The sequence below is a fragment of the Rhodobacter viridis genome (assembly GCF_003217355.1).
Lineage (GTDB): Bacteria > Pseudomonadota > Alphaproteobacteria > Rhodobacterales > Rhodobacteraceae > Rhodobacter > Rhodobacter viridis.
Genome location: NZ_QJTK01000006.1, coordinates 172,122 through 194,512 on the forward strand (window position 1 = coordinate 172,122; position 22,391 = coordinate 194,512).

General features: G+C 65.6%; 22 protein-coding genes and 1 tRNA gene. 8 read left to right on the top strand and 15 right to left on the bottom strand.

Annotated features, from left to right (window positions below):
* Positions 1–176: 176 nt before the first annotated feature.
* Both C8J30_RS10025 and C8J30_RS10030 read right to left on the bottom strand, forming a co-directional pair.
* Complete coding sequence (locus tag C8J30_RS10025; protein ID WP_245909759.1) at positions 177–1,955, bottom strand: ABCB family ABC transporter ATP-binding protein/permease; 1,779 nt, start codon at positions 1,953–1,955, stop codon at positions 177–179.
* Between the two features lie 180 nt (positions 1,956–2,135).
* Positions 2,136–3,299, bottom strand: coding sequence for a LysM peptidoglycan-binding domain-containing protein (locus C8J30_RS10030; RefSeq protein ID WP_110805709.1), 1,164 nt, complete (start codon positions 3,297–3,299; stop codon positions 2,136–2,138).
* Between the two features lie 139 nt (positions 3,300–3,438).
* Here C8J30_RS10030 and C8J30_RS10035 point away from each other — a divergent pair, with 139 nt between their 5' ends.
* Positions 3,439–3,999: an LOG family protein gene (locus C8J30_RS10035; protein WP_110805710.1), complete on the top strand. Its 561-nt coding sequence runs from the start codon at positions 3,439–3,441 to the stop codon at positions 3,997–3,999.
* A 145-nt stretch (positions 4,000–4,144) separates the two neighbouring features.
* On the opposite strand, the gene rarD is transcribed toward C8J30_RS10035, so the two are convergent.
* On the bottom strand, positions 4,145–5,029 hold the full coding sequence (gene rarD, locus C8J30_RS10040; RefSeq protein ID WP_110805711.1) for an EamA family transporter RarD: 885 nt from the start codon (positions 5,027–5,029) through the stop codon (positions 4,145–4,147).
* Between the two features lie 223 nt (positions 5,030–5,252).
* Between rarD and C8J30_RS10045 the strand changes: the two genes are divergently transcribed.
* Entirely contained in the window at positions 5,253–6,617 is a 1,365-nt protein-coding gene (locus tag C8J30_RS10045) for a tryptophanase (RefSeq protein WP_110805712.1), read from the top strand.
* Between the two features lie 289 nt (positions 6,618–6,906).
* Here the strand turns inward: C8J30_RS10045 and C8J30_RS10050 are convergent, their stop codons facing one another.
* From C8J30_RS10050 to C8J30_RS10080, 8 genes are all read right to left on the bottom strand, one after another.
* Positions 6,907–7,509 carry a superoxide dismutase gene (locus C8J30_RS10050; RefSeq protein ID WP_110805713.1) on the bottom strand — a complete coding sequence of 201 codons (603 nt, stop codon included), beginning with the start codon at positions 7,507–7,509 and terminating at the stop codon, positions 6,907–6,909.
* A 112-nt stretch (positions 7,510–7,621) separates the two neighbouring features.
* Positions 7,622–7,798 (bottom strand): hypothetical protein, encoded by a 177-nt coding sequence (locus C8J30_RS18615; RefSeq protein WP_181420841.1) that lies wholly within the window; start codon positions 7,796–7,798, stop codon positions 7,622–7,624.
* 64 nt (positions 7,799–7,862) lie between these two features.
* Positions 7,863–8,303: a hypothetical protein gene (locus C8J30_RS10055; RefSeq protein ID WP_110805714.1), complete on the bottom strand. Its 441-nt coding sequence runs from the start codon at positions 8,301–8,303 to the stop codon at positions 7,863–7,865.
* A gap of 125 nt (positions 8,304–8,428) precedes the next feature.
* Entirely contained in the window at positions 8,429–8,983 is a 555-nt protein-coding gene (locus C8J30_RS10060; protein ID WP_110805715.1) for a sarcosine oxidase subunit gamma, read from the bottom strand.
* Positions 8,976–11,930, bottom strand: coding sequence for a sarcosine oxidase subunit alpha family protein (locus tag C8J30_RS10065; protein WP_110805716.1), 2,955 nt, complete (start codon positions 11,928–11,930; stop codon positions 8,976–8,978). Before C8J30_RS10065 ends, C8J30_RS10060 begins: the two co-directional genes overlap by 8 nt.
* Complete coding sequence (locus tag C8J30_RS10070; protein ID WP_110805717.1) at positions 11,927–12,250, bottom strand: sarcosine oxidase subunit delta; 324 nt, start codon at positions 12,248–12,250, stop codon at positions 11,927–11,929. The genes C8J30_RS10065 and C8J30_RS10070 overlap by 4 nt, the downstream gene beginning before the upstream one ends.
* 84 nt (positions 12,251–12,334) lie before the next feature.
* Positions 12,335–12,628, bottom strand: a complete 294-nt coding sequence (locus C8J30_RS10075) for a hypothetical protein (RefSeq protein WP_110805718.1) — start codon at positions 12,626–12,628, stop codon at positions 12,335–12,337.
* Positions 12,628–13,872 (bottom strand): sarcosine oxidase subunit beta family protein, encoded by a 1,245-nt coding sequence (locus C8J30_RS10080; RefSeq protein WP_110805719.1) that lies wholly within the window; start codon positions 13,870–13,872, stop codon positions 12,628–12,630. The genes C8J30_RS10075 and C8J30_RS10080 overlap by 1 nt, the downstream gene beginning before the upstream one ends.
* A 235-nt stretch (positions 13,873–14,107) precedes the next feature.
* On the opposite strand from C8J30_RS10080, the gene ccmI reads away from it, so the two are divergent.
* From ccmI to C8J30_RS10100, 4 genes are all read left to right on the top strand, one after another.
* On the top strand, positions 14,108–15,664 hold the full coding sequence (gene ccmI / locus C8J30_RS10085; RefSeq protein WP_110805720.1) for a c-type cytochrome biogenesis protein CcmI: 1,557 nt from the start codon (positions 14,108–14,110) through the stop codon (positions 15,662–15,664).
* A 32-nt stretch (positions 15,665–15,696) separates the two neighbouring features.
* Entirely contained in the window at positions 15,697–16,140 is a 444-nt protein-coding gene (ruvX, locus tag C8J30_RS10090; RefSeq protein WP_394341930.1) for a Holliday junction resolvase RuvX, read from the top strand.
* Entirely contained in the window at positions 16,133–16,384 is a 252-nt protein-coding gene (locus C8J30_RS10095) for a DUF1289 domain-containing protein (protein WP_110805722.1), read from the top strand. Before ruvX ends, C8J30_RS10095 begins: the two co-directional genes overlap by 8 nt.
* 107 nt (positions 16,385–16,491) lie before the next feature.
* Positions 16,492–17,487 carry a Hint domain-containing protein gene (locus C8J30_RS10100; RefSeq protein WP_110805723.1) on the top strand — a complete coding sequence of 332 codons (996 nt, stop codon included), beginning with the start codon at positions 16,492–16,494 and terminating at the stop codon, positions 17,485–17,487.
* Between the two features lie 6 nt (positions 17,488–17,493).
* Here the strand turns inward: C8J30_RS10100 and C8J30_RS10105 are convergent, their stop codons facing one another.
* Entirely contained in the window at positions 17,494–17,712 is a 219-nt protein-coding gene (locus C8J30_RS10105; RefSeq protein ID WP_110805724.1) for a hypothetical protein, read from the bottom strand.
* 206 nt (positions 17,713–17,918) lie between these two features.
* Here C8J30_RS10105 and C8J30_RS10110 point away from each other — a divergent pair, with 206 nt between their 5' ends.
* Complete coding sequence (locus C8J30_RS10110; RefSeq protein ID WP_110805725.1) at positions 17,919–19,514, top strand: peptide chain release factor 3; 1,596 nt, start codon at positions 17,919–17,921, stop codon at positions 19,512–19,514.
* A 33-nt stretch (positions 19,515–19,547) separates the two neighbouring features.
* Here the strand turns inward: C8J30_RS10110 and C8J30_RS10115 are convergent, their stop codons facing one another.
* Both C8J30_RS10115 and C8J30_RS10120 read right to left on the bottom strand, forming a co-directional pair.
* Complete coding sequence (locus C8J30_RS10115; protein ID WP_110805726.1) at positions 19,548–20,492, bottom strand: GSCFA domain-containing protein; 945 nt, start codon at positions 20,490–20,492, stop codon at positions 19,548–19,550.
* A gap of 135 nt (positions 20,493–20,627) precedes the next feature.
* A complete protein-coding gene (locus tag C8J30_RS10120; protein ID WP_110805750.1) occupies positions 20,628–21,776 on the bottom strand; it encodes a deoxyguanosinetriphosphate triphosphohydrolase in 1,149 nt (382 codons plus the stop codon).
* Between the two features lie 73 nt (positions 21,777–21,849).
* Between C8J30_RS10120 and C8J30_RS10125 the strand changes: the two genes are divergently transcribed.
* Positions 21,850–22,179, top strand: a complete 330-nt coding sequence (locus tag C8J30_RS10125; protein ID WP_110805727.1) for a HesB/IscA family protein — start codon at positions 21,850–21,852, stop codon at positions 22,177–22,179.
* Between the two features lie 128 nt (positions 22,180–22,307).
* Here the strand turns inward: C8J30_RS10125 and C8J30_RS10130 are convergent.
* Positions 22,308–22,381, bottom strand: a tRNA-Gly gene (locus tag C8J30_RS10130).
* Positions 22,382–22,391 lie beyond the last annotated feature (10 nt).

Sequence of the window (22,391 nt, forward strand, 5' to 3'; positions counted from 1 at the left end):
AAGGGCGCCCCATTGCCAAGGCCGGGAAACCATTGCCGCAGTCACGAAAAAGGGGGCGCGGCCCCCCGTCCCTGCGGGACTCCCCCCGGCGTATTTCAGCCAAGAAAAAACCCGGCGCCTTTTCCTGGTGGAAATACGCCGGGGGTGAATGCGAAGCAGAGGGGAGCGGCGCCCCCCTACTCGGCCGCGGCCGCCGCTTCCTCGGCCGATTGCGCGGCCCACATGGCGGCATAGCGGCCCGAGCGGCCCAGAAGCGCCTCGTGCGTGCCTTCCTCGACGATCTCGCCCGCTTCAAGCACCACGATCCGGTCGGCATCGGCAATCGTCGAGAGCCGGTGCGCAATCACGATCACCGTGCGGCCCCGCCCCATCGCATCGAGACTTTCCTGAATGTCGCGCTCGGTCTGGGTATCCAGCGCCGAGGTCGCCTCGTCCAGAAGCAGGATCGGCGGGTTCTTCAGCAGCGTCCGGGCAATGCCGACGCGCTGCTTTTCGCCGCCCGAGAGCTTCAGCCCGCGCTCGCCCACCTGAGTGTCGTAGCCCTCGGGCAGGGACATCACGAAGTCATGGATCTTCGCCGCCCGCGCCGCCGCCTCGATCTCGTCTTGCGTGGCATTGGCCCGGCCATAAGCGACGTTGTAGCGGATCGTGTCGTTGAAAAGCACCGTGTCCTGCGGCACGACGCCGATCGCGGCATGCAGGCTTTCCTGCGTCACGTCGCGGACATCCTGCCCGTCGATGGTGATCGCGCCGCCGGTGACTTCGTAAAAACGGAACATCAGCCGCCCGATCGTGGATTTGCCCGAGCCGGACGGGCCGACCAGCGCCACCTTCTGCCCCGCCGCCACCGTCAGATCGATGCCCTTCAGGATCGGCCGCTCCGGCGAATAGGCGAAATTCACCCCCTTGAAGGCAATCGCGCCACCCGAAACCGCCAGCGGCTTCGCCCCCGGCTTGTCGGTGATCTCGGCCGGTTGGTGCAGCAGGTCGAACATCTCGCCCATGTCCACAAGCGCCTGCCGGATCTCGCGGTAGACCGTGCCCAGGAACGAGAGCGGCATGGTGATCTGGATCATGTAGGCCTGCACCATGACGAAATCGCCCACCGTCAGCTTGCCCGACTGCACTTCCAAAGCGGCCATCACCATCACGGCCACCAGCCCCGCGGTGATGATCAGCGTCTGCCCCGCGTTCAGCGCGGCAAGGCTTTGCCCGGTCTTCACCGCCGCCGTTTCATACCGCGCCATCGAGGCATCATACCGCGCCGCCTCGCGCTTCTCGGCGCTGAAATATTTCACCGTCTCGAAGTTCAGCAGGCTGTCGATCGCCTTCTGGTTCGCCGCCGTGTCGGCGTCGTTCATCTTCTTGCGGATCGCGACGCGCCATTCGGTGACGCGGAAGGTATAGGTGACATAGGTCCAGATCGTGCCGACGACGACGAGCGCATAGCGCCAGTCAAAGAGGAAGGCGAAGATCAGCGTGACGAGCGTCAGCTCAAGGATCAGCGGTCCGACCGAAAAGAGCATGAAGCGCAGCAGGAAATCGACGCCCTTCACGCCGCGCTCGACGATGCGCGAGAGCCCCCCGGTCTTGCGGGTGATGTGATAGCGCAAAGACAGCGCATGGATGTGCTGGAAGGTTTCGAGCGCGAGCGCCCGCAGCGCGCGTTGCGCCACGCGCACGAAGACCGCATCGCGCAGCTCGCCAAAGGCCACCGACATCAGCCGCGCCATGCCGTAAGCCACCGTCAGCGCCACCGCGCCAAGGCCCAGAAGCCAGGTCTCGTCGCGCGACTGTCCCGCAAGGCTGTCCACCGCCGCCTTGTAGAGGAACGGCGTCAAGACCGAGATCACCTTGGCCGCGACAAGGAAGGCCATCGCCAGCACGACGCGCCGTTTCACCCAGGGCAGGCCCTCGGGCCACAGATAGGGCGCCACCGCCTTGATCGTGCGCATTCCGCGCGCGCGTTCGGAGGAATCGGGCTTGCCCGCCTGCGTGATCTGAGAGGGCGCCATCTGCCCCTCCTTCCAAGTCTCGAGTGTCCGGAATGCCGGGTCAACAGCCCGGCCGTGCGGGCAACCTAGGGGGTCGGACGCGATTGTCCAGCCCCCGCGCGCATTTGACCTGACGCGGGATCAGTTCGGCAGGGCGAAGACCTGACCGGGATAGATCCGGTTGGGATCACGGATCTGGTCGCGGTTCGCCTCGAAGATCTGCACGTAAAGATAAGGATCGCCATAGGTTTCGCGCGCGATCGCCCAAAGCGTGTTGCCGCTCGCGATGGTGATGATGCGGCTGCGGGCGGGCGCGGCGGCGGCACTGTCGGACACCGGTGCGGCCGCGGGCGCAGGCGGCGGGGCGATGCCTTCGAAGCCCTGCTCGGCGCGGGAAAGCACCTTGCCCGCGGCATCGAGCGCATCGACGCGCAGGCTGTGCGGCCCGGGCTTCGCGGCGGGCAGCTGCATGGTGAAGCCGCCCTCGGCGCCGCCCTGCACCAGCCCGACCTCGGCATTGTCGACATAGGCGCGCAGAAGCGCCCCCTTCGGTGCGCCGCGGCCCGAGATGGTGATCTTGCCATCAGGGGCCAGCGCGAGCGTGTCGATCACAAGCGTCGCCGAGACGCCCGCGAGCACGCGCGGCGTGCCGGTCGCATCGGTGAGAAGCGGCTTTTCCGCCAGAACCTGCGCCGCGTCGACCTCTGCCGCGACAGTCGCGGGGGCGGCGCCTTTGGCGGTCGCAGCCTCGGCCACGGCCAAGGGGCTCGGCGCGACGGTCAGGCTTTCTTCCGACATTTTCGCCACGCCATCGGTCCCGGTCACCCGCAGCCGCAAGGCGCGCGGCGCGGCCGAGGGCTCGGCCGAGGTGACCGAGGCGAAGGCGCCCTGATCGTTGGCGGTGACGGTGTCGATGACCTTGCCATCGAGCAGCAACTCGACCTTGGCGCCGGGGGCGACATCGCCCGCCAGCGTCAGCGCCCCGGCGGGAGTGACGCGCAAGGTGTCAAAGCGGGCGACGGGGGCCGCGGCAGGCGCAGCAGGGGCAGGCGTCACCGGCGCAGCGGCGACGGGGGCCAGAGCGGGCGCCGGAGCGGGCGGCGCCGTCCTGGCGGGCTCGATCACCGGCGCGGGGTCGGGCGCCGGCACCGCAGCGACCGGAGTGGCCGCCGGTTCGGGCTTTTGCACCGCCGCAGGCTGGGGAGCGTCCTGCCCCAGAGACCAGAAGGTTGCGACAGCGGCGACCACGATCCCTGCGGCCCCGCCGCCCACCACAACGCCCAGCGTCCTGTTGCCCTCGGCCATGCTGTCCTTCCTCCCTGCGGCCCCAGCCCCTGAGAACCTGCGGCCCCGGCGTTGTCCGCCGCTTGCTTGCGACCATCTGACCCGGTATCCCTGCCAAAAGCAACACCTCGCCCGCGATTTCCAGCACGAAAGCAACGCCATGTCCGCCAAACCCGCCCCCTCGGTCTGCGTCTTCTGCGGCTCACGTCCCGGCCTCCGCCCCGCCTATGCAAAGGACGCCCGGGCGACCGGCGAAATGCTCGCCGCGCGCGGCTGGCGGCTGGTTTACGGCGCGGGGGATGTGGGGCTGATGGGCGAGGTCGCCCGCGCGGCACAGGCGGCGGGGGCCGAAACCTTCGGAGTGATCCCCGAGCATCTCTTCAAGCTTGAAGTCGGCAAGCGCGATCTGACCACCTTCGTCGTTACAGAGAACATGCACGAGCGCAAGAAGGTGATGTTCATGAACTCGGATGCGATCGTCGTGCTGCCGGGCGGCGCGGGCAGCCTTGACGAGTTCTACGAGGTGCTGACCTGGCGCCAGCTCGGCCTGCATGCGAAGCCGATCCTGCTTCTGAACACCGAGGGCTATTGGGACCCGCTTCTGGCGCTGAATGCCCATGTCGTGGCCGAGGGCTTCGCGGGCGCAAGCCTGCTGGACGGCGTGATGACCGTGGCGACGGTGGCAGACCTCGAAGCCGCGCTTGAAACCGCCCTTGGCTGAAAACGCAACGGGAGCAAGAGGGGGCGCTGCCCCCCGTCCCTGCGGGACTCCCCCCGGCGTATTTGAGCCAAGAAGAAACCCGCAATTCTCCTGGCCGAAATACGCCCGGGGGTGATTGGCGAAGCCAGAGGGGGCGGCGCCCCCTTCAGCCTTTCGTCCGGAGCGCGGCGGCCGAGTAAAGCGCCAGCGCCCCCCAGATCATCGCGAAGGCGATGCCATGGGCGCGGGTGAAGGGCTCGGCGAAGACCGCGACAGCGACCATGAATTGCAGCGTCGGGTTGAGATATTGCACAAGCCCGATCGTCGCCATCCGCACCCGCTGCGCGGCATAGGAAAACAGCATCAGCGGCCCGCCCGTCATCACCCCGGAAAAGGCGAGCATCAGCGAATGGCCGAGGTCATTGCCGAAATGCCCCGAGCCGGGGGCGCGGCCGAACCAGCCGAAATGCGCCGCCGCCAGCACCAGCGCTGCGAGCGGCGCCAGAAGCACCACCTCGGCCAGGACCGAGACGACCGAGGGCACCGAAAGCTTCTTCTTCAGCAGGCCGTAAAGCCCGAAGGTGCCCGCCAGCATCAGCGCGATCCAGGGCGCGGCGCCCAAGGCCCAGGTCAAATAGCCCACCGCCGCCGCGGCAATCGCGATGGCCACGGCCTGCGCGCGCCGCATCCGTTCGCCGTAAAACACCATGCCAAGGGCCACGGCGACGAGCGGGAAGATGTAATAGCCAAGCGAGGCCTCGACCGCGCGGCCGTTCTGCACCGACCAGATGAAGCCGAACCAATTGAGCGAAATCACCACGGCGGCGGCGGCCACGATCCGCAGGTTTGACCCCGAGAGGGCGCGCGCCAGCACCGCCCACTGCCCCTGCACCGCGACGACCGCGCCCAGGAAGACCACTGACCAGAGCGTGCGATGGGCGAGCACCTCCAAGGGCGGCACCTCGGAGAGCGCCTTGTAATAGATCCCCGACAGCCCCCAGACACAGCAGGTCGCCACCATCGCGAAAAAGCCCTTCGTGGCGTCCTTCATTGCCGTCTCCCGTCAGCCAAGGCGGCCACAGAACCCCGCCCCGCCGCGCCCGTCAATCCTGATCCCACCGCCTGACTTGACGGAAACGACGCAAGCTGCGAAATTCGGCCTTGCAACCTCTTTGGGCGTCGAGCGCGGTCCGGATCTCCGGGCAACCGCGACGCTGGGCCCCATCGTGCGACGGTTGCCACGGTTTCATGGGGTCATTGTCAGGAGCCCCGTGATGAAAACCATCATCGAACCCTTCCGCATCAAATCCGTCGAACCGATCCGCCTCACCTCGCGCCCCGAGCGCGAGCGGCTGGCGCGCGAAGCCGGGTACAACCTCTTCGGCCTGCACTCGGATGACGTGCTGATCGACCTTTTGACCGACAGCGGCACCGGCGCGATGTCGTCGCTGCAATGGGCGGCGGTGATGAAGGGCGACGAAAGCTATGCCGGTTCGCCCAGCTTCTTCCGCTTTGAAGCCGCCGTGCAAAATCTGATGCCGTTCAAGCACATCATCCCGACGCATCAGGGACGCGCCGCCGAGGCGATCCTGTTCTCGATCTTCGGGGGCAAGGGCAAGCGCATCCCCTCGAACACGCATTTCGACACCACCCGCGGCAATATCGAGGCCTCGGGCGCCATTGGCGATGATCTGGTGATTGCCGAAGGCAAGGATCCGCAAAGCCTGCATCCGTTCAAGGGCAACATGGATCTGGCCCGGCTCGAGGCCTATCTGACCGAGCACCATGAAAGCGTGCCTTTGGTGATGATCACCATCACCAACAACGCGGGCGGCGGCCAGCCGGTCAGTTTGGCCAATATCCGTGCCGTCGCCGATCTGGCGCATCGGTTTGGCAAGCCCTTCCTCATCGACGGTTGCCGCTTTGCCGAGAATGCCTGGTTCATCAAGACCCGCGAGGAGGGTCAGGCGGATCGGAGCATCCCCGAGATCGTGCGCGATTGCTTCTCGGTCGCCGACGGCATGACGATGTCGGCGAAGAAGGATGCGTTCGGCAATATCGGCGGCTGGCTCGCGCTGAACGATGACGATCTGGCCGAGGAAGCGCGGGGCCACCTGATCCGGACCGAGGGCTTCCCGACCTATGGCGGGCTTGCGGGCCGGGATCTGGACGCGCTGGCGCAGGGTCTGGTCGAGATCGTCGACGAGGATTACCTGCGCTATCGCATCCGCACGCATCAATATATCGTCGAGCGGCTCGATGCGATGGGCGTGCCGGTGGTGAAACCCGCGGGCGGGCATGCGGTCTTCATCGACGCGCGGGCGTGGCTGTCGCACATTCCGCCGCTGGAGTATCCGGGGCAGGCTTTGGCGGTCGCGCTGTATGAAATCGCAGGCGTGCGGTCGTGCGAGATCGGCACGGCGATGTTCGGCCGTCAGCCGGACGGGTCCGAGAAACCGGCCGCGATGGATCTGGTGCGGCTCGCCTTCCCGCGCCGGACCTATACGCAAAGCCATGCCGATTACATCGTCGAGGCGTTCGAGGAGCTGGCGGCGACGAAGGACGATCTGCGCGGCTACAGAATCGTCAAGGAGCCGAAGCTGATGCGGCACTTCACCTGCCGGTTCGAGAAGCTCTGAGGCGCAGGTCGACTTGGCCGAGGCCATCGCCGAGGCCACGCGTGGCATTTGCCCCATGACCGCCGAGGGCCCAAAGGCCCTCGGCCTGCGCCCGCCCCGCCATCGGCGGGCGCATCCGCGCCGCCGGGGCGGGACGCAGGCCTCTGTCGCGCGGGCCGAAACGGTCGTGCCGCGCCGGGATCGCACCGGGCGGGGAAAGGCAGTGCCTTTCCTGATCCGCCCGAAATCCGGCGGTCAAAACAAAACCGGCCCCCGCGGGGGCCGGTTTCTTTACATCCGTCCATCAGCCTCACAGACGCGAGGCGACGTTTTCCCAGTTCACCAGCTTGTCGAGGAAGTTCGTCAGATAAGCCGGGCGCTTGTTGCGGAAGTCGATGTAATAGCTGTGCTCCCAGACGTCGCAGCCCAGAAGCGCGGTCTGCCCGAAGCAGAGCGGGTTCACGCCGTTTTCCGTCTTGGTGATCTTCAGCGCGCCGTCGGTGTCCTTGACAAGCCAGGCCCAGCCCGAGCCGAACTGACCGGCGCCCGCAGCGGCGAAATCGTCCTTGAACTTCGCGACCGAACCAAACGCCTCGACCAGCGCCTTTTCCAGATCGCCCGGCATCTTCTTGTCTTCGCCCGGCCCCATCATTTCCCAGAACTGCACATGGTTCCAGTGCTGCGAGGCGTTGTTGAAGATCCCCGACTGCGCCACGGCGCCGGCGCAATAGGTGCCCTTGATGATCTCTTCGACCGATTTCGCTTCCCACTCGGTGCCCGCGATCAGCTTGTTGCCGTTGTCGACATAGGCCTTGTGGTGCAGGTCGTGGTGATACTCGAGCGTCTCTTTCGACATGCCGAGCGCGGCAAGGGCGTCATGCGCGTAAGGAAGGGCGGGAAGTTCGAAAGCCATTTGAGCGATCCTTTTACTCGGGTTCTGTTGCGACCAATTGAAGCACTGAAAGCCCCAAGGTCAAGGGTTGGCGGCAGATTTTCCCGCACAGCCCCCCTGCCCGAGGTGCACATCACGGCTTCTTGGCAGCATCCTTGCGCGCCTCGGCGGCCGCCTTCATCCGCGCAATCAGATCATCCTTGGCCGCGCCCTTGCCATAGGGGTTCTTCGCCGAGCCCTTGGCATTGTGTTCGGAATGGCGCGGATTGTTCTTGTCAGGCCGCGCGCCCCCGGATTTCGAATAGTCCATGCTGATCTCCCGCTTTGCGCCTTCATCGCGCAAAGCGGGGCACAAGGCAACGCCGGATCGTGGCTCAGGGTGTCTGCCACGCGCTGCAGCTGCCGTCGGCCTGCTCGTCGCGATAGCCCGCGGGATAGATCACGATCCGCGCCGAGCGGTCGGCCTTCTTCATCGTGAGCTTGAAATCCATGTCGGGCGCATAATCATCGCCCCCGGCCGTGGCCCCCACCGTGCCGAGCGACCATTTCCAGGTGGTGCGGACGGCATTGTCGGTATCGACCACCGCAGGAACCGGCGCGTGGACAAAATCCATGCTGATGGGATCCACCACCTGCACCTCGCCCGAGGGGAACACGCCGACGAAAACCCCCTCCGGGATCACCTTGTGAACGTCGATCACGGGGAAACGGCACAGCATGACTTGCGTCCCCTTGGGGAAGGGCGACTTTTCGCGCGCAAACGCAGGAGAGACGGCCAGAACCAGAACAAGACCAGCGGAAAGAAGACTGCGCATCCAATGACTCCTGGGAACATCGGATCAAAGATGACAGCCTTGCGCGAAAAACAAAACAGAACCCGGTCAAACCGGCCTGCCACGCAATGTCGCAGAGGGAAGAAGGGGGGCAGAGCCCCCCTGTCTCAGAACAGCTCGCCGCCCTGCCGCGAGGAGACCTCGAGGATCCCCATCACATAGCCCGCGACCGAGCGGAAGCAGACGAGGCTCAACTCCTCGGGGCCCGAGCGCCAGATCGCCGCGGCGACCTGCGCGGCGCGGGTGCGGCGCATCTCGCCCGCTTTCAGGGTGGCGAAATCGACCGGGCAGAGCTTGGTCAGAACCTGATCCGCCTTCGCCCCCGAAATCGTGAAGCGCGCCCGCGCGTCGGAGACGTTGGTCACCAGCGCATGTTCAAGATGCAGCGACTTCGCCAGACCCGCCGCCACCGCGGGCGCGTCTTCGTAAGCGCAGATCACCAGAAGCTCGTCCGGGCTCATCCAGCCGGTGAACCGGCCCTTGTCGCCCGCCACGATCTCGCGGGCGCCGGGCAGCTTCAGCCCCTGCCCCGCCAGCGCGATCCGCGTGGCCGTCGCCGCCAGATCGGCGCGCAGGGTGATCATGCCGGTCACGCCCGCCTCGGTCACCGTGGCGAAACCGACATGGCTTTCGCCCTTGAGTGCAGAAACCGCCTCAGACATCGGCTTTCTCCCCTGCCTTGTCGTAGAACACCGGATCGACGATCCGCGCCTGAATGACCTTGCCCGCATCGGCCGGGAATTCGAGCACTTCGCCCATGCGCGACGGCCCCTTGCGGACCAGACCCATGGCGATGCCCTTCTTCAGCGTCGGCGAGTAATAGGTCGAGGTCACGCGGCCCTGCACCTTGCGCTGGCCGTTCTCGTTCACGCCCTCGTCCACCGCATAGACGCCATCGGGCAGAACCGAGCCGTCAAGGGTTTCAAGGCCGACCAGCGTCCAGCGGTCCGGGTCGGTCATGTGCACGCGTTCCTGCGCGCGCTTGCCAAGGTAATCCGCCTTCTTCTTCGAGATCGCCCAGCCCAGGCCGAGGTCTTGCGGAATGACGGTGCCATCGGTTTCGTCGCCGATCATGATGAAGCCCTTTTCGGCCCGCATCACGTGCAGCGCTTCGGTGCCGTAGGGCATGGCGCCGAATTCCTCGCCCGCCTTGTTCACCGCTTCCCAGAACGCCAGACCCATGTTCGCGGGAACCGCGATTTCATAGGACAGCTCGCCCGAGAAGGAGATCCGGTAGACGCGGACCGGGAAACCGCCCAGCTCGCCATCCTTGAAGGTCATGAAGGGCAGCGCCTCTTTCGAGACATCCATGCCGCCCATCTTCTCGAGCAGCTTGCGCGCCTTCGGGCCGACCACCGCGACCTGCGCATATTGCTCGGTCAGGTTGGCGGTGTAGACCTTCCAATCCCACCATTCGCATTGCAGCCAGTCTTCCATGTGACCGTGCATCCGGTCCGCGCCGCCCGAGGTGGTGTGGCACAGCCACGTATCCTCGGCCAGACGCACGACCACGCCGTCGTCGATCAGGAAGCCGTTGTCCGAGCACATCAGACCATAGCGGCACTTGCCGACCGGCAGGGTGGACATGAGGTTGGTATACATCATGTCGAGGAAGCGCCCCGCATCCGGCCCCTTGACCACGATCTTGCCCAGCGTCGAGGCATCCAGCAGCCCGACATTGGTGCGCGTGTTGGTGATCTCGCGGTTGACCGACTCGCGGTGCTTTTCGCCCTTGCGCGGATAGGTATAGGGACGGCGCCACAGGCCCACCGGCTCCCAATGCGCGCCCTTGGCCTCGTGCCAGGCGTGCATCGGCGTCTTGCGCAGCGGCTGGAAGATCTCGCCGCGGGCTTCGCCGGTGATCGCACCGAAGGAAATCGGCGTGTAGGGCGGACGGAAGGTCGTCGTGCCCGTCTGCGGGATCGCCTGCCCCAGCGCTTCCGACAGGATCGCCAGACCGTTGATGTTGCTCAGTTTCCCCTGATCGGTGGCCATGCCGAGCGTGGTGTAGCGCTTGGTATGTTCGACCGAGGCATAGCCTTCGCGCGCCGCCAGCTGCACGTCCGAGACTTTCACGTCGTTCTGATAGTCAAGGAAGGCCTTGAACTTCAGCGCTTCCGAGGCCTTGGCGGGCATGACCCAGACCGGCATCAGCGGCGCTTCGGCTTCGACCGTGCCCACCATCCCGGCCTCGGCGCAGATCGCGTCAAGCGTCAGGTGACCATTCGCGGCGCCCACGGCGGCAGCGATCGGCTGGCCCTTGTCGCCAGTCGGCGGTTTCGCGGCATCGGGGCGGAACATCACCGCCGCCTCGTCCCATTTCACCTTGCCCCCGGCATGGGAATAAAGGTGCACGACCGGCGACCAGCCGCCCGACATCGCGACGCAATCGCAATCGATCACCTCGACCGCGCCGCCTTCGGTGGCATGGCTGGCGATCTCGACCGCCTTCACCGCCTTCGCCCCCTTGACCTTGGCCACCGCCCGGCCTTCCAGCACCTTGACGCCACGCGCGCGCACCGCATCGACCAGTGCCCCCATCGGCGCCGGACGGGCGTCGACCACGGCGGCGACCTCCAGCCCGGCATCAAGCGCAGAAAGCGCGGTGCGATAGGCGTCGTCATTGTTCGTCACGACAAGGATGCGCTGCCCGGGCGCGACGGCCCAGTTCACGATGTAGTCGCGCACCGCCGAGGCGAGCATGACGCCCGGAACGTCGTTGCCGGCAAAGGCCAGCGGACGCTCGATCGCGCCGGTCGCGACCTGCGTGATGCCGGCGCGGGTGCGCCACAGACGATGGCGCGGACGGCCATCGCCCGGGGTGTGATCGGCAACGCGCTCATAAAGGATCGCATAGCCGTGGTCATGCAGCCCGGCGACCATCGTGCGGGTCATCAGGCGCACATTCTCCATGCCTTCAAGGGTTTCGAGGGCGTTCTTCACCCAGGCCTCGGGCGACAGGCCGTCGATCAGGCCGCCATCGACCGGAGCGCGGCCGCCCCAATGCGCGGTCTGCTCGGCGAGGATCACCCGCTTGCCCTCTTTCCCGGCCTTCAGCGCCGCGGCGAGACCCGCCACGCCACCGCCCGCAACGAGCACGTCGCAATAGGCATAGGCCTGTTCGTAACGATCCGGGTCGGCCTTGGTCGGCGCCTTGCCCAGACCCGCCGCGCGGCGGATGATCGGCTCGAAGACCGAATGCCAGGCTTCGAGCGAATGCATGAAGGTCTTGTAGTAGAAGCCCGCGGGCATCAGCTTGTAGGCGAAATCGTTGATCGCGCCGATATCGAAGCCAAGCGTCGGCCAGTGGTTCTGCGAGGTCGCCCAGGCGCCCTCGAAGAGTTCCGTGGTGGTGGCGCGCTGATCGGGCTCGTGGCGGTTGCCCTTGCCAAGGTTGACGAGCACGTTCGGCTCTTCCGCACCCGAGGCCACAAGACCACGCGGACGGTGGTATTTGAACGAGCGCCCGAGCAGCGTGCGGCCCGAGCCGAGCAGCGCCGAGGCGAGCGTGTCACCAGCAAACCCCTTGGCCTTGGCGCGGTTGAACTTGAAGGCGAGCGGTTTGGAGCGGTCGATCAGACGGCCACCCGAAGACAGACGATGGCTCATTTCCAGCCCTCCCAGCCCGGACGTTTCTCTTTGATTTTGGCAATCAGTTCTGCGGGCGGTTCGGTGGTCTGCGCCGGATAGGTGCCGAAGACTTCCCAGCTGACGGTGCAGCGCGCGGCCAGGAACCACTTGCCGCAGCCATAGGCATGGCGCCAGCGCTCGAAATGCACGCCCTTGGGGTTCTTGCGGGCGAACATGTAGGTTTCGAATTCGGCATCGGTCGAGCCCGGTCCGAAACGCTTCAGATGCGCTTCGCCGCCGGGGGCCAGTTCGGTTTCCTCGACGGTGACGCCGCAGCAGGGGCAGGTCAGTGTCAGCATGTCAGCAGGCCTTTTTTGTGACGGGCGCCGGGGCTGCGCGCCCCGGACCCCCGAGGTATTTCGGGCAAGATGAAAGGGGCGCGGTCAGCATGTGCAGACCCAGGTGCCGTTGCGCGACAGGGCGATTTCCTCGGCGTCGGAAGCGACGAAGGCGGCAACGACCTCGGACCAGGCGCGACCGGTGGCTTCGGGCATGTCGGGGTAGTCGCAGGCGAGATACTCGGCCAGATGCACCGGTTGGTCGGGTGTCAGGTTCGTCTTGTAATCCGGGTAATGGTCCTGCACCGCGCGCCAGTCGGCAAAGGGGCGTTTGGACAGCACCATGGCCTTGTCCAGAAAGACCAGCGTCAGCGCCGGGGAAGAGGTGGGCGCGGTCATCAGTGCGCCACCCCGGCGGCGACGGATTCGTCGATGAACTGGCCTTCCTTGAAGCGGTGCATGCCGAATTCGGCGGCGAGCGGCGAGTAGCCCTTGGCCACCAGTTCCGCCATCGCAAAGCCCGAGCCCGGGATCGCCTTGAAGCCGCCGGTGCCCCAGCCGCAGTTGACGAAAATGCCGTCCACGGGGGTTTTCGACAGGATCGGCGAGCGGTCGCCGGTCATGTCGACGATGCCGCCCCATTGCCGCAGCATCTTCAGGCGCGAGATCACCGGGAAGGTCTCGATCAGCGCGCGGGTGGTTTCCTCGACATGGTGCCAGGAGCCGCGCTGCGAATAGTTGTTGAACCCGTCGGTGCCGCCGCCGATCACGAGCTCCCCCTTGTCGGATTGCGACATGTAGCCGTGCACAAGGTTCGCCATCACGACGACGTCGATCGTCGGCTTGATCGGTTCCGACACCCAGGCTTGCAGCGCCATCGATTCGATCGGCAGACGGAAGCCCGCCATGCCCGCCAGAACCGAGGAATGACCCGCCACGACGATCGCGAGCTTGCCGCAATCGATCGAACCGCGCGTCGTGTCGACGCCCACGACCTTGCCGCCCGCGGTGCGCACGCCGGTGACCTCGGTGTTCTGCAAAAGGTCCATGCCCATGTCGGAACAGGCCCGCGCATAGCCCCAGGCCACGGCGTCATGCCGCGCGGTGCCGCCCTTTTCCTGCAGCAGCGCGCCCAGCACCGGATAGCGCGGGCCCGCGATGTTCAGGATCGGAACGAGCTTCTTGACTTCCTTCGGCTCGATCCAGCGGGTTTCGACGTTTTGCAGGTTGTTGGCATAGACGGTGCGCTTGTAGCCGCGCATCTCATGCTCGGACTGCGCCAGCATCAAGAGGCCGCGGGGCGAGAACATGACGTTGTAGTTCAGATCCTGCGACAGCCCCTCATAAAGCGAGCGCGCCTTTTCATAGATCGCGGCCGAGGGGTCCTGCAGATAGTTCGAGCGGATGATCGTGGTGTTGCGCCCGGTGTTGCCACCCCCAAGCCACCCTTTTTCGATGATCGCCACGTTCTTGATGCCGTGGACCTTGCCCAGATAATAGGCCGTGGCGAGGCCGTGCCCGCCCGCCCCCACCACGATCACGTCGTAGCGTTTCTTCGGCTCGGGCGAGGCCCAGGCCTTTTCCCAACCGCTGTGGTAGCGCAGCGCCTCGCGCGCCACGGCGAAGATCGAATAGCGTCTCATCGGCCCTCTCTCGCTTCGGGTTGGGGGTGCCAAAGGCAGCGTCCCCGAGTCTGGCTCTTCTCACCTTAGATGAACCGGGACGCGCGCCGAAAGCCCCCCTCATGCGGCAATCGGCAGCAAAAAGCGACATCGTTACCGACATGCCCAACACAGAGGCGTGAGGCGTCTTTTCACGCTCTTGTCTCTTTCTGCAGACGCCCAAAAGCCTTATGGGGGATGCAGGATAGGAGACCCCATGCTGTTCTGGATCGTTTGCGCGACGCTGGTCGCCGCCATCGCCTTCGCCCTTGCCCTGACGCTGATCCGCCCGCGCGGGCAAGCCCTGCCCGCCGAGGCGCAGGATCTGCAGGTCTATCGCGCCCAACTGGCCGAGATCGAGAAAGACCTTGCCCGGGGCGTACTGACCTCCGACGAGGCCGCGCGCACCCGGGTCGAGATCTCGCGTCGGCTGCTCGAGGCGGACCGGGCGTTGCAGGCGGCGGTGGCGGGGGGCGATGCACCGCGGCGGGCAACGCTGGCCGCGGCGGCGCTGACGGTGGCGCTGCTGGCGGGGGCCTTCGTGCTTTACGACCAGCTTGGCGCGGCAGGTCAGCCCGATGCGCCGCTGGCCAAGCGCCTTGCCGATGCGGATGCGCTTTATCGCGCCCGTCCCGATCAGGCGAGCGCCGAAAAGGCGGCCGAGACCGACCGCAAGGATGCCGAAGCCAGGGCGGCGGCCGCGGGCAACCCGGTGCCGCAGCCCGATCCGAAATTCGTCGCCCTGATGGAGCGGCTGCGCAAGGCGGTGTCGGAGCGGCCGAACGATCCGCAAGGCCTTGTGCTGCTGGCGCAAAACGAAATGGCGCTTGGCAATTTCCATGCCGGTTGGGAGGCGCAGAAGCGGCTGATCGCGCTCAAGGGCGACAAAGCCGAGGCCGAGGATTACACCCGTCTGGGCGAGTTTCAGACCGTCGCGGCCGGGGGTCTGGTGACCGCCGAGGCCGAGGCCGCCTTTGCCAAGGCGCTGGAGATGAACCCGAAAGACGCGCGGGCGCTGTTTTATGTCGGCATGATGATGGGGCAGAACGACCGCCCCGACCGCGCCTTCCGGCTTTGGGATGCGGCGCTGCGGGTGTCGAGCCCGGATGACCCCTGGGTGCCCGAGATCGCGCAGGGCATCGACGCGCTGGCCTGGCTTGCGGGCGAACAGGATTACACCGCGCCGATGCCGGTGCCGAACGGCCCCTCGGCCGAGCAGATGCAGGCGGCGCAAGGCATGGCCCCGGCCGACCGGATGGCGATGATCCGCGGCATGGTCGAGAACCTGAACGCGCGGCTGGCGAACGAGGGCGGCTCGTCCGACGACTGGGCGAAGCTGATTTCCTCGCTGCGGGTGCTGGGCGAAAAGGACCGCGCCGAGGTGATTGCGACCGAAGCCCGGACGAAATTCACCGGCCGCGCCGAGGATCTGGCGAAGATCGACGCCGCTGCGGCAACGCCGCTCGGTACGCCCGAAGCGGCTGCTCCTGCGATGCCGGGGCCGAGCTCCGATCAGGTCGAGGCCGCGGGGCAGATGTCCGACAGCGACCGTCAGGCGATGATCGAGGGGATGGTGGGCCGTCTTGTCGATCGGCTGACGACGCAGGGCGGCTCGGCCGAGGAATGGGCGCGCGCGGTGGGCGCTTTGGCCACGCTCGGCAAGGCCGATCAGGCGAAGGAAATGCTCGCCAAGGGGCAGACTGCCCTTGCCAGCGACGCCGCCGGGCTGGCCACACTGGACGCGGCCGCGAAATCCGCCGGGGTGGCGCCGTGATCTGCCCCGACATCATCGACTTTGCCGCTCTGATGCCGCGCGTCGGCGCGCTGGCGGGGCTCGATCTCGGCACGAAGACGATCGGGGTTTCGGTCTCGGACACGTTGCGCAGCATCGCGACGCCCCTGCGCACGATCCGGCGCGAGAAATTCACCCTTGATGCGGCGGAATTGCTGAAGATCGTTGCCGAGCGGCAGATCATCGGGCTGGTGCTGGGCCTGCCCGTCAACATGGACGGCTCCGAAGGCCCGCGCGCGCAATCGACCCGGGCTTTCGCGCGCAACCTTGAAAAACTGACGCCGCTGCCGATAACCTTCTGGGACGAGAGGCTCTCGACGGTGGCGGCCGAACGCGCCATGCTGGAGGCCGATCTGTCCCGCAAGCGCCGTGCCGAACTCGTCGATCACGTCGCAGCCGGGTTCATTCTGCAAGGTGCGTTGGACCGCCTTGCGCATCTGGGGCGCGCGAATGGCTGAGAACACGCCGAAAAATACCGACGGCATCTGGAAACGGGCGGAAATCGAAACGCCCTGCGTGAAGATCTGCCAGATCCACCCGACCGAGCGGATCTGCGTCGGTTGCCTGCGCACGCTTGAGGAAATCGGCGGCTGGTCGCGAATGACGCCCGAGGACCGCCGCGCGGTGATGGCCGAATTGCCGGCCCGCGCGCCGCGGCTGAGCCAGCGCCGCGGCGGGCGCGCAGCCCGGCAGGCCGAGTAAGCGGCGGCGGTCCCTGCTCGGCGGGTTGACGCGCAGCAGCGCGGGTATTAACCGATTTTGCAACAGATGCTGCGATAGTCGCGCAACCCTTCTTTCCCGGACCCGCCATGACTGCCTCGCGTTCCCTGCCCCCTCAGGTCGTCCACGTCTACGAGGCTGATCTGATCTGGGTGACTTCGGGCGCCAATCAGGGCGACGGTCTCGATCTGGCGGGGCTGTGCCAGCCCGGCGACATCTATCAATTGGAACGCGAAGCACGGGCGCTGCGGCTTCTGATCGCGTCCGACCCCGAGACCGGGCAAAGCATCTGCGCGGGCTCGGAAGTGGGCGCGGCGGGCGACCGGATCGCGCTGATGGCACGGCATGTCTTCATCACGCCCGACGGCGACACGGTCGATATCCTGTTGATCCGGCACGAAGAAACGCAGGGGCTTTATGCCCTGCCGCTGTCGCCGATCGCACCGCGGGTCGATTACACGCTGCTCGAAGCCACCGACGACCCGGGCGATGTGCGGCTGTCGGACCTTGTCTGCATCGCCTTCACCACCGGCACGCTGATCACCATGGCGGGCGGCGCACAGCGCCCGATCGAGACGCTGGCGCCGGGCGACCGCGTGCTGACGCGCGACAGCGGCCCCCAACCGGTCCGGCTGGTCGCGCGGGCGACGCTGCGGGCCTTGGGGTCCTTTGCCCCGGTGGTGATTTCGGCGGGCACCTTGGGCAACGAAAGCGATCTGGTCGTCGCGCCGCATCACCGTGTGTTCCTGTATCGGCGCGGCGAAAAGCGGCTCGGCGACACGGCCGAAATCCTCGTGCAGGCCAAGCATCTGGTCGATGGCGAACATGTCTGGCGGCGCGAGGGCGGCTATGTCGACTATTTCGCGCTGGTCTTCGACCGCCACGAGATCGTCTATGCCGAGGGCGTGCCGGTCGAAAGCCTGCAGGTGAGCGACGCGACGCTGAACCTGATGCCCGAAGAGTTGAGCACCGAAATCAAGGCGCGGCTGCCCGATTTGCACCACACGCCGCATTTCGGCACCGAGGCCGGGCGCGAGATGCTCGATCAGGTCGGCCGCGGGACCCTGTTTCGCAAAAAGGACTGAGGTCCTCTATTCCGCCGCCCGCCCGCAGTCGCAGCGGCCTTGCGGGCGCGCATGCGGATCGGTGCAATCGGCACAATCCCAAGCCGCCTCCCCTTCGTGGCGGCAGAGCTTCAGTTCCAGATGCTCGGCGCGGTCCTTGGCCGTGAAAAGCGGCACCCCGCAATAGGGGCACAAAACCGTTTCGCGCACATCCAAAGACCCGGCAGCGGGATCGACCCTTGCCATGGCAGCCTCCTGTCCCGATCGGGGTCGGGCGCGTAAACGACCCCCGTCCGCCGAAGACAGGCTCCCCCACGAAGCCCGCCCGACGTTCACAAAAGATTGGAACGATTCTACGCAAGCCGCCATGATCCGGATCAATTTGCCGCAGGCCGGGTGCGAAAAATCCTGTCCTTCTTGCCCGCAATCCCGCCTTGCGGTAAAGGCCGCGCATGAGCAACCGTGCCCCCCTCCCGCCCGAAATCGCCCGCCGCCGGACCTTTGCGATCATCTCGCACCCCGACGCCGGGAAAACGACGCTCACCGAAAAATTCCTGCTGTTCGGGGGCGCGATCCAGATGGCCGGTCAGGTGCGGGCCAAGGGCGAAGCGCGGCGCACGCGCTCGGACTTCATGAAACTGGAGCAGGAGCGCGGGATTTCGGTCTCCGCCTCGGCGATGAGCTTCGATTTCCGCCATTACCGTTTCAATCTGGTCGACACGCCCGGCCACTCGGACTTTTCCGAGGACACCTATCGCACGCTGACCGCGGTCGACGCCGCGATCATGGTGATCGACGGGGCGAAGGGCGTCGAAAGCCAGACGCGGAAGCTGTTCGAGGTCTGCCGGTTGCGGGACCTGCCGATCCTGACCTTCTGCAACAAGATGGACCGCGAAAGCCGCGACACCTTCGAGATCATCGACGAGATTCAGGAAAACCTGGCGATCGACGTGGCCCCGGCTTCGTGGCCGATCGGGATGGGGCGCGAGTTCGTCGGCTGCTACGACATCCTGCACGACCGGCTGGAGCTGATGGACCGCGCCGACCGCAACCGCGTTGCCGAAAGCATCAAGATCGACGGGCTCGACGACCCGAAGCTGGCAACCCATGTGCCCGCCGAACTGCTGGCGAAGCTGCGCGAGGAAATCGAGATGGCGCGCGAGCTCTTGCCCGCCTTCGACCGGCAAAGCTTCCTTGAGGGTCACATGACGCCGATCTGGTTCGGCTCGGCGATCAACTCGTTTGGCGTCAAGGAGTTGATGGACGGCATGGGCGAATACGGCCCCGAGCCGCAGCCGCAAAAGGCGGCCGAACGGCAGATCGACTCGGCGGAAAAGCCGGTGACCGGCTTCGTCTTCAAGGTGCAGGCGAACATGGACCCGAAGCACCGCGACCGCGTGGCTTTCGTGCGTCTGGCCTCCGGGCATTTCGAACGGGGCATGAAGCTGCAGCACGTCCGCACCGGCAAGCCGATGGCGGTGACGAACCCCGTGCTGTTCCTTGCCGCCGACCGCGAACTGGCCGAGGAGGCCTGGGCGGGCGACATCATCGGCATTCCGAACCACGGGCAATTGCGCATCGGCGATGCGCTGACCGAGGGCGAAAAGCTGCGCTTCACCGGCATTCCGAGTTTCGCGCCGGAACTGCTGCAAGCCGTGCGCTCGACCGATCCGATGAAGGGCAAGCACCTCGAAAAGGCGCTGATGCAATTCGCCGAGGAAGGCGCTGCCAAGGTCTTCAAACCGATGATCGGCTCGGGCTTCATCGTCGGTGTCGTCGGCGCGCTGCAATTTGATGTGCTGGCGAGCCGGATCGAGGTCGAATACGGCATTCCGGTGCGGTTTGAGAGCTCGCAATTCACCTCGGCGCGCTGGGTGCAGGGGCCGAAGGATCTGGTCGAGAAGCTGGTCAACGTGAACAAGCAGCACATCGCGACGGACCACGATGGCGACATCGTCTTCCTGACGCGGCTGCAATGGGACATCGACCGCGTCGTGCGGGATTATGAGGGCGTGAAGCTCAGCGCGACGAAGGAAATGATGCAGTAAGGTCTTGCCGGGCGCTGACTGCCCGGCAGATCCTCAGGCCTTCTGGTAGCAGTCGAGCATGTAGCGCGTGACCCGGGCGACGACCTCGGGTTTCACATGTACATTGTCCGTGATGAACGGGTTGCCCGCATAGGTCGTGACCATTTCGTAGCTCGGAAAATAGTCGACGCGCTCGAAATCGGTGACAAGCTTTTCCGCAACGCAGCGCAGGACCGCTTTGGAATAGGAATTGGCCACGACCGGATCGCCGCCGCCGAAACTGAATTGCAGCGGAACCGGCGAAACCGTCAGCATGATGCGCTTCAACCCAGCCGCGAAAACGCTTTCAAAGGCGGGCACCAGCAGATCAAGGCAGTCCTGCACGTTCAGAACGTGCATCTCGAATCGCTGCCCCACACCCTCGGGATCGCGCATCGCCCCCGAGGCCGGAGCCCGGTTGAGATAAGTGCCGGTTTCCCGGTCATACCAGGCCTCGATCAACCCGAGCGTGATGATGAGCAGATCGCAGCCCGGCAATTCCTTGTAGATGTCCCCCATCAGCGCCCGGCGCTTCTGCACGACCTCCAGCGCGCAGGGCTGCGAACCGGTAATGTAAAGATCGGAATATCCGGTGCCTTCCTTTATGATGCCCTTCTCGTATTCGGCATCGTGATGGATCGCGGACAAAAGCCGCCGGGCGATGGTGCCGGGGTTGTATTCGTTGAAGACCGTGCTGCCGCGTTGGCTGAGACTGTCCCCCTCGGGCGGCACATAGCGCAGGGTTGGAACGTCGTATTCCCCCAGTTGCTTCTCCATGTTGCGCGCGAAGCAGGAGCCGACGGTGAAGACCTTTTCGCCCGGCGTGATGTGGAAATTGGGCCGGATGGTCGGATAGATCAGACCATCGACAAATCTTTCGTCATCGTCGCTCGGATATCTGGACAGGCTCTTATTGATCCGACGCAGCGCGTTGACTTCGGCCAACGAAAGTCTGTTCATAGAAACTAATCCCTGATTTCAGTGCTTCGATCAAACCTGCAGCCGCGCGACTGCATTCATATGGGATACAATTACGGGCAGCCGCAAGATGCAAGCCGGAATCAGGGCGGGGAAAAGATCGCCCGGATCGGCGGCTCAATCCTCGCCGAACAGCCGGTGGTATTCCTGAATCGCAAAGCGGTCGGTCATGCCCGCCACATAATCCAGCACCGTGCGCGCCAGTTCCGAATTGTCCTTGCCCCGCGCGCGCGCCACATCGGCCTGCCAATCCTCGGGCAGAAGCTCGGGGCGTTCAAGGAAGAGCGGAAACAGCGCATTCACCATTGCGGTGACCCGCTTGCGTTCCACCACCACGGTCGGCGCGCGATACATGCGGGTGAACAGAAAGCCCTTGATCGCCTTGATGTTCTGATAAAGCGGCTTCGAGAACCGGATGATCGGCCCCTGCATCGCACGGATCTCGTCGACATGGCGCGGCCGCAGGCTTTCGAGCCGGTTCTTCGCCACCGCGATCACGTCTTCGACCATGACACCAAAGACCCGCCGCAGCGCCTCGTGCCGCCGCCGCATCGGGTCGAGCCCCGGGTAAAGCTTGTCCACCGTCGCGAAACACTCGTCCAGCACCGGCAATTCGCAAAGGTCGGCCTCGGTGAACAGCCCGGCGCGCAGGCCGTCGTGCAGGTCGTGGTGGTTGTAGGCGCAATCATCGGCCACGGCCGCGACCTGCGCCTCGGCGCTCGCATTCGTCGTCAGTTCGAGGTTCCACGCCGCATTCACCTCGGCCAGCGCATAGGACCAGGGCTGCTCTACCGGGCCGTTGTGCTTGGCGATGCCTTCGAGCGTCTCCCAGGTCAGGTTGAGCCCGTCGAAATCGGCGTAATGGCGTTCGAGCCGGGTCACGATCCGCAGCGCCTGCGCATTGTGGTCAAAGCCGCCGTAAGGCTCCATCAACAGCGCCAGCGCATCCTCGCCGGTGTGGCCAAAGGGCGGATGACCCAGATCATGCGCCAGCGCCACCGCCTCGGCCAGATCGGTGTTCAGACCGAGCGCGCCCGCAATCGTGCGCGCCACCTGCGCCACCTCGATCGTATGCGTCAGCCGGGTGCGGTAATAATCGCCCTCGTGTTCGACAAAGACCTGGGTCTTGTGCTTGAGCCGCCGGAAGGCCGAGGAATGGATGATCCGGTCGCGGTCGCGCTGAAACGGCGTGCGGAAGGTGGAATAGCTTTCAGCATGCAGCCGCCCGCGGCTGGCATCGGGATTGCAGGCATAGGGTTGCAGCATCTTGAACCTCACCTTGTCGCAGGGCATGGCCCCACCTATACTCTAAAGGGAACAACAGAACAGGTCCAACCCGATGCTTTTGCCGCCGAAAGTCACCCCCCGCGCGTTCGAGCGTCTGGCGAAACTGAATGCGAAGGAAGCCACCCCCAAGGCGCTGCGCGTCGCGGTCGAGGGCGGCGGTTGCTCGGGTTTTCAATATGATCTGAAGCTGGAGGCCGAAGCCGCCCCCGACGATCTGGTGATCGAGGGCGAGGGTCAGCGGGTGCTGATCGACCCGGTCTCGCTGCCGTTCCTGCAAGATGCGGTGATCGACTACACACAGGAACTGATCGGCGCGCGCTTCGTGGTGCAAAACCCGAACGCGACGGCAAGCTGCGGCTGCGGCATTTCCTTCTCGATGTAAGGCGGCTGTCCGGCCACTGCCGCTGATCTGACGGCGGCGTGGCTTGGTGTGCCCCGAGACACGTCGGGGCAGTCGCCCTGAAGGGCTGCGCACTAGGATACCGGGAGAAACTTGACCCAAGGGTCAGATGGAGCGGGTGAAGGGAATCGAACCCTCGTCATCAGCTTGGGAAGCTGCGGCTCTACCATTGAGCTACACCCGCGTTGGGGGTG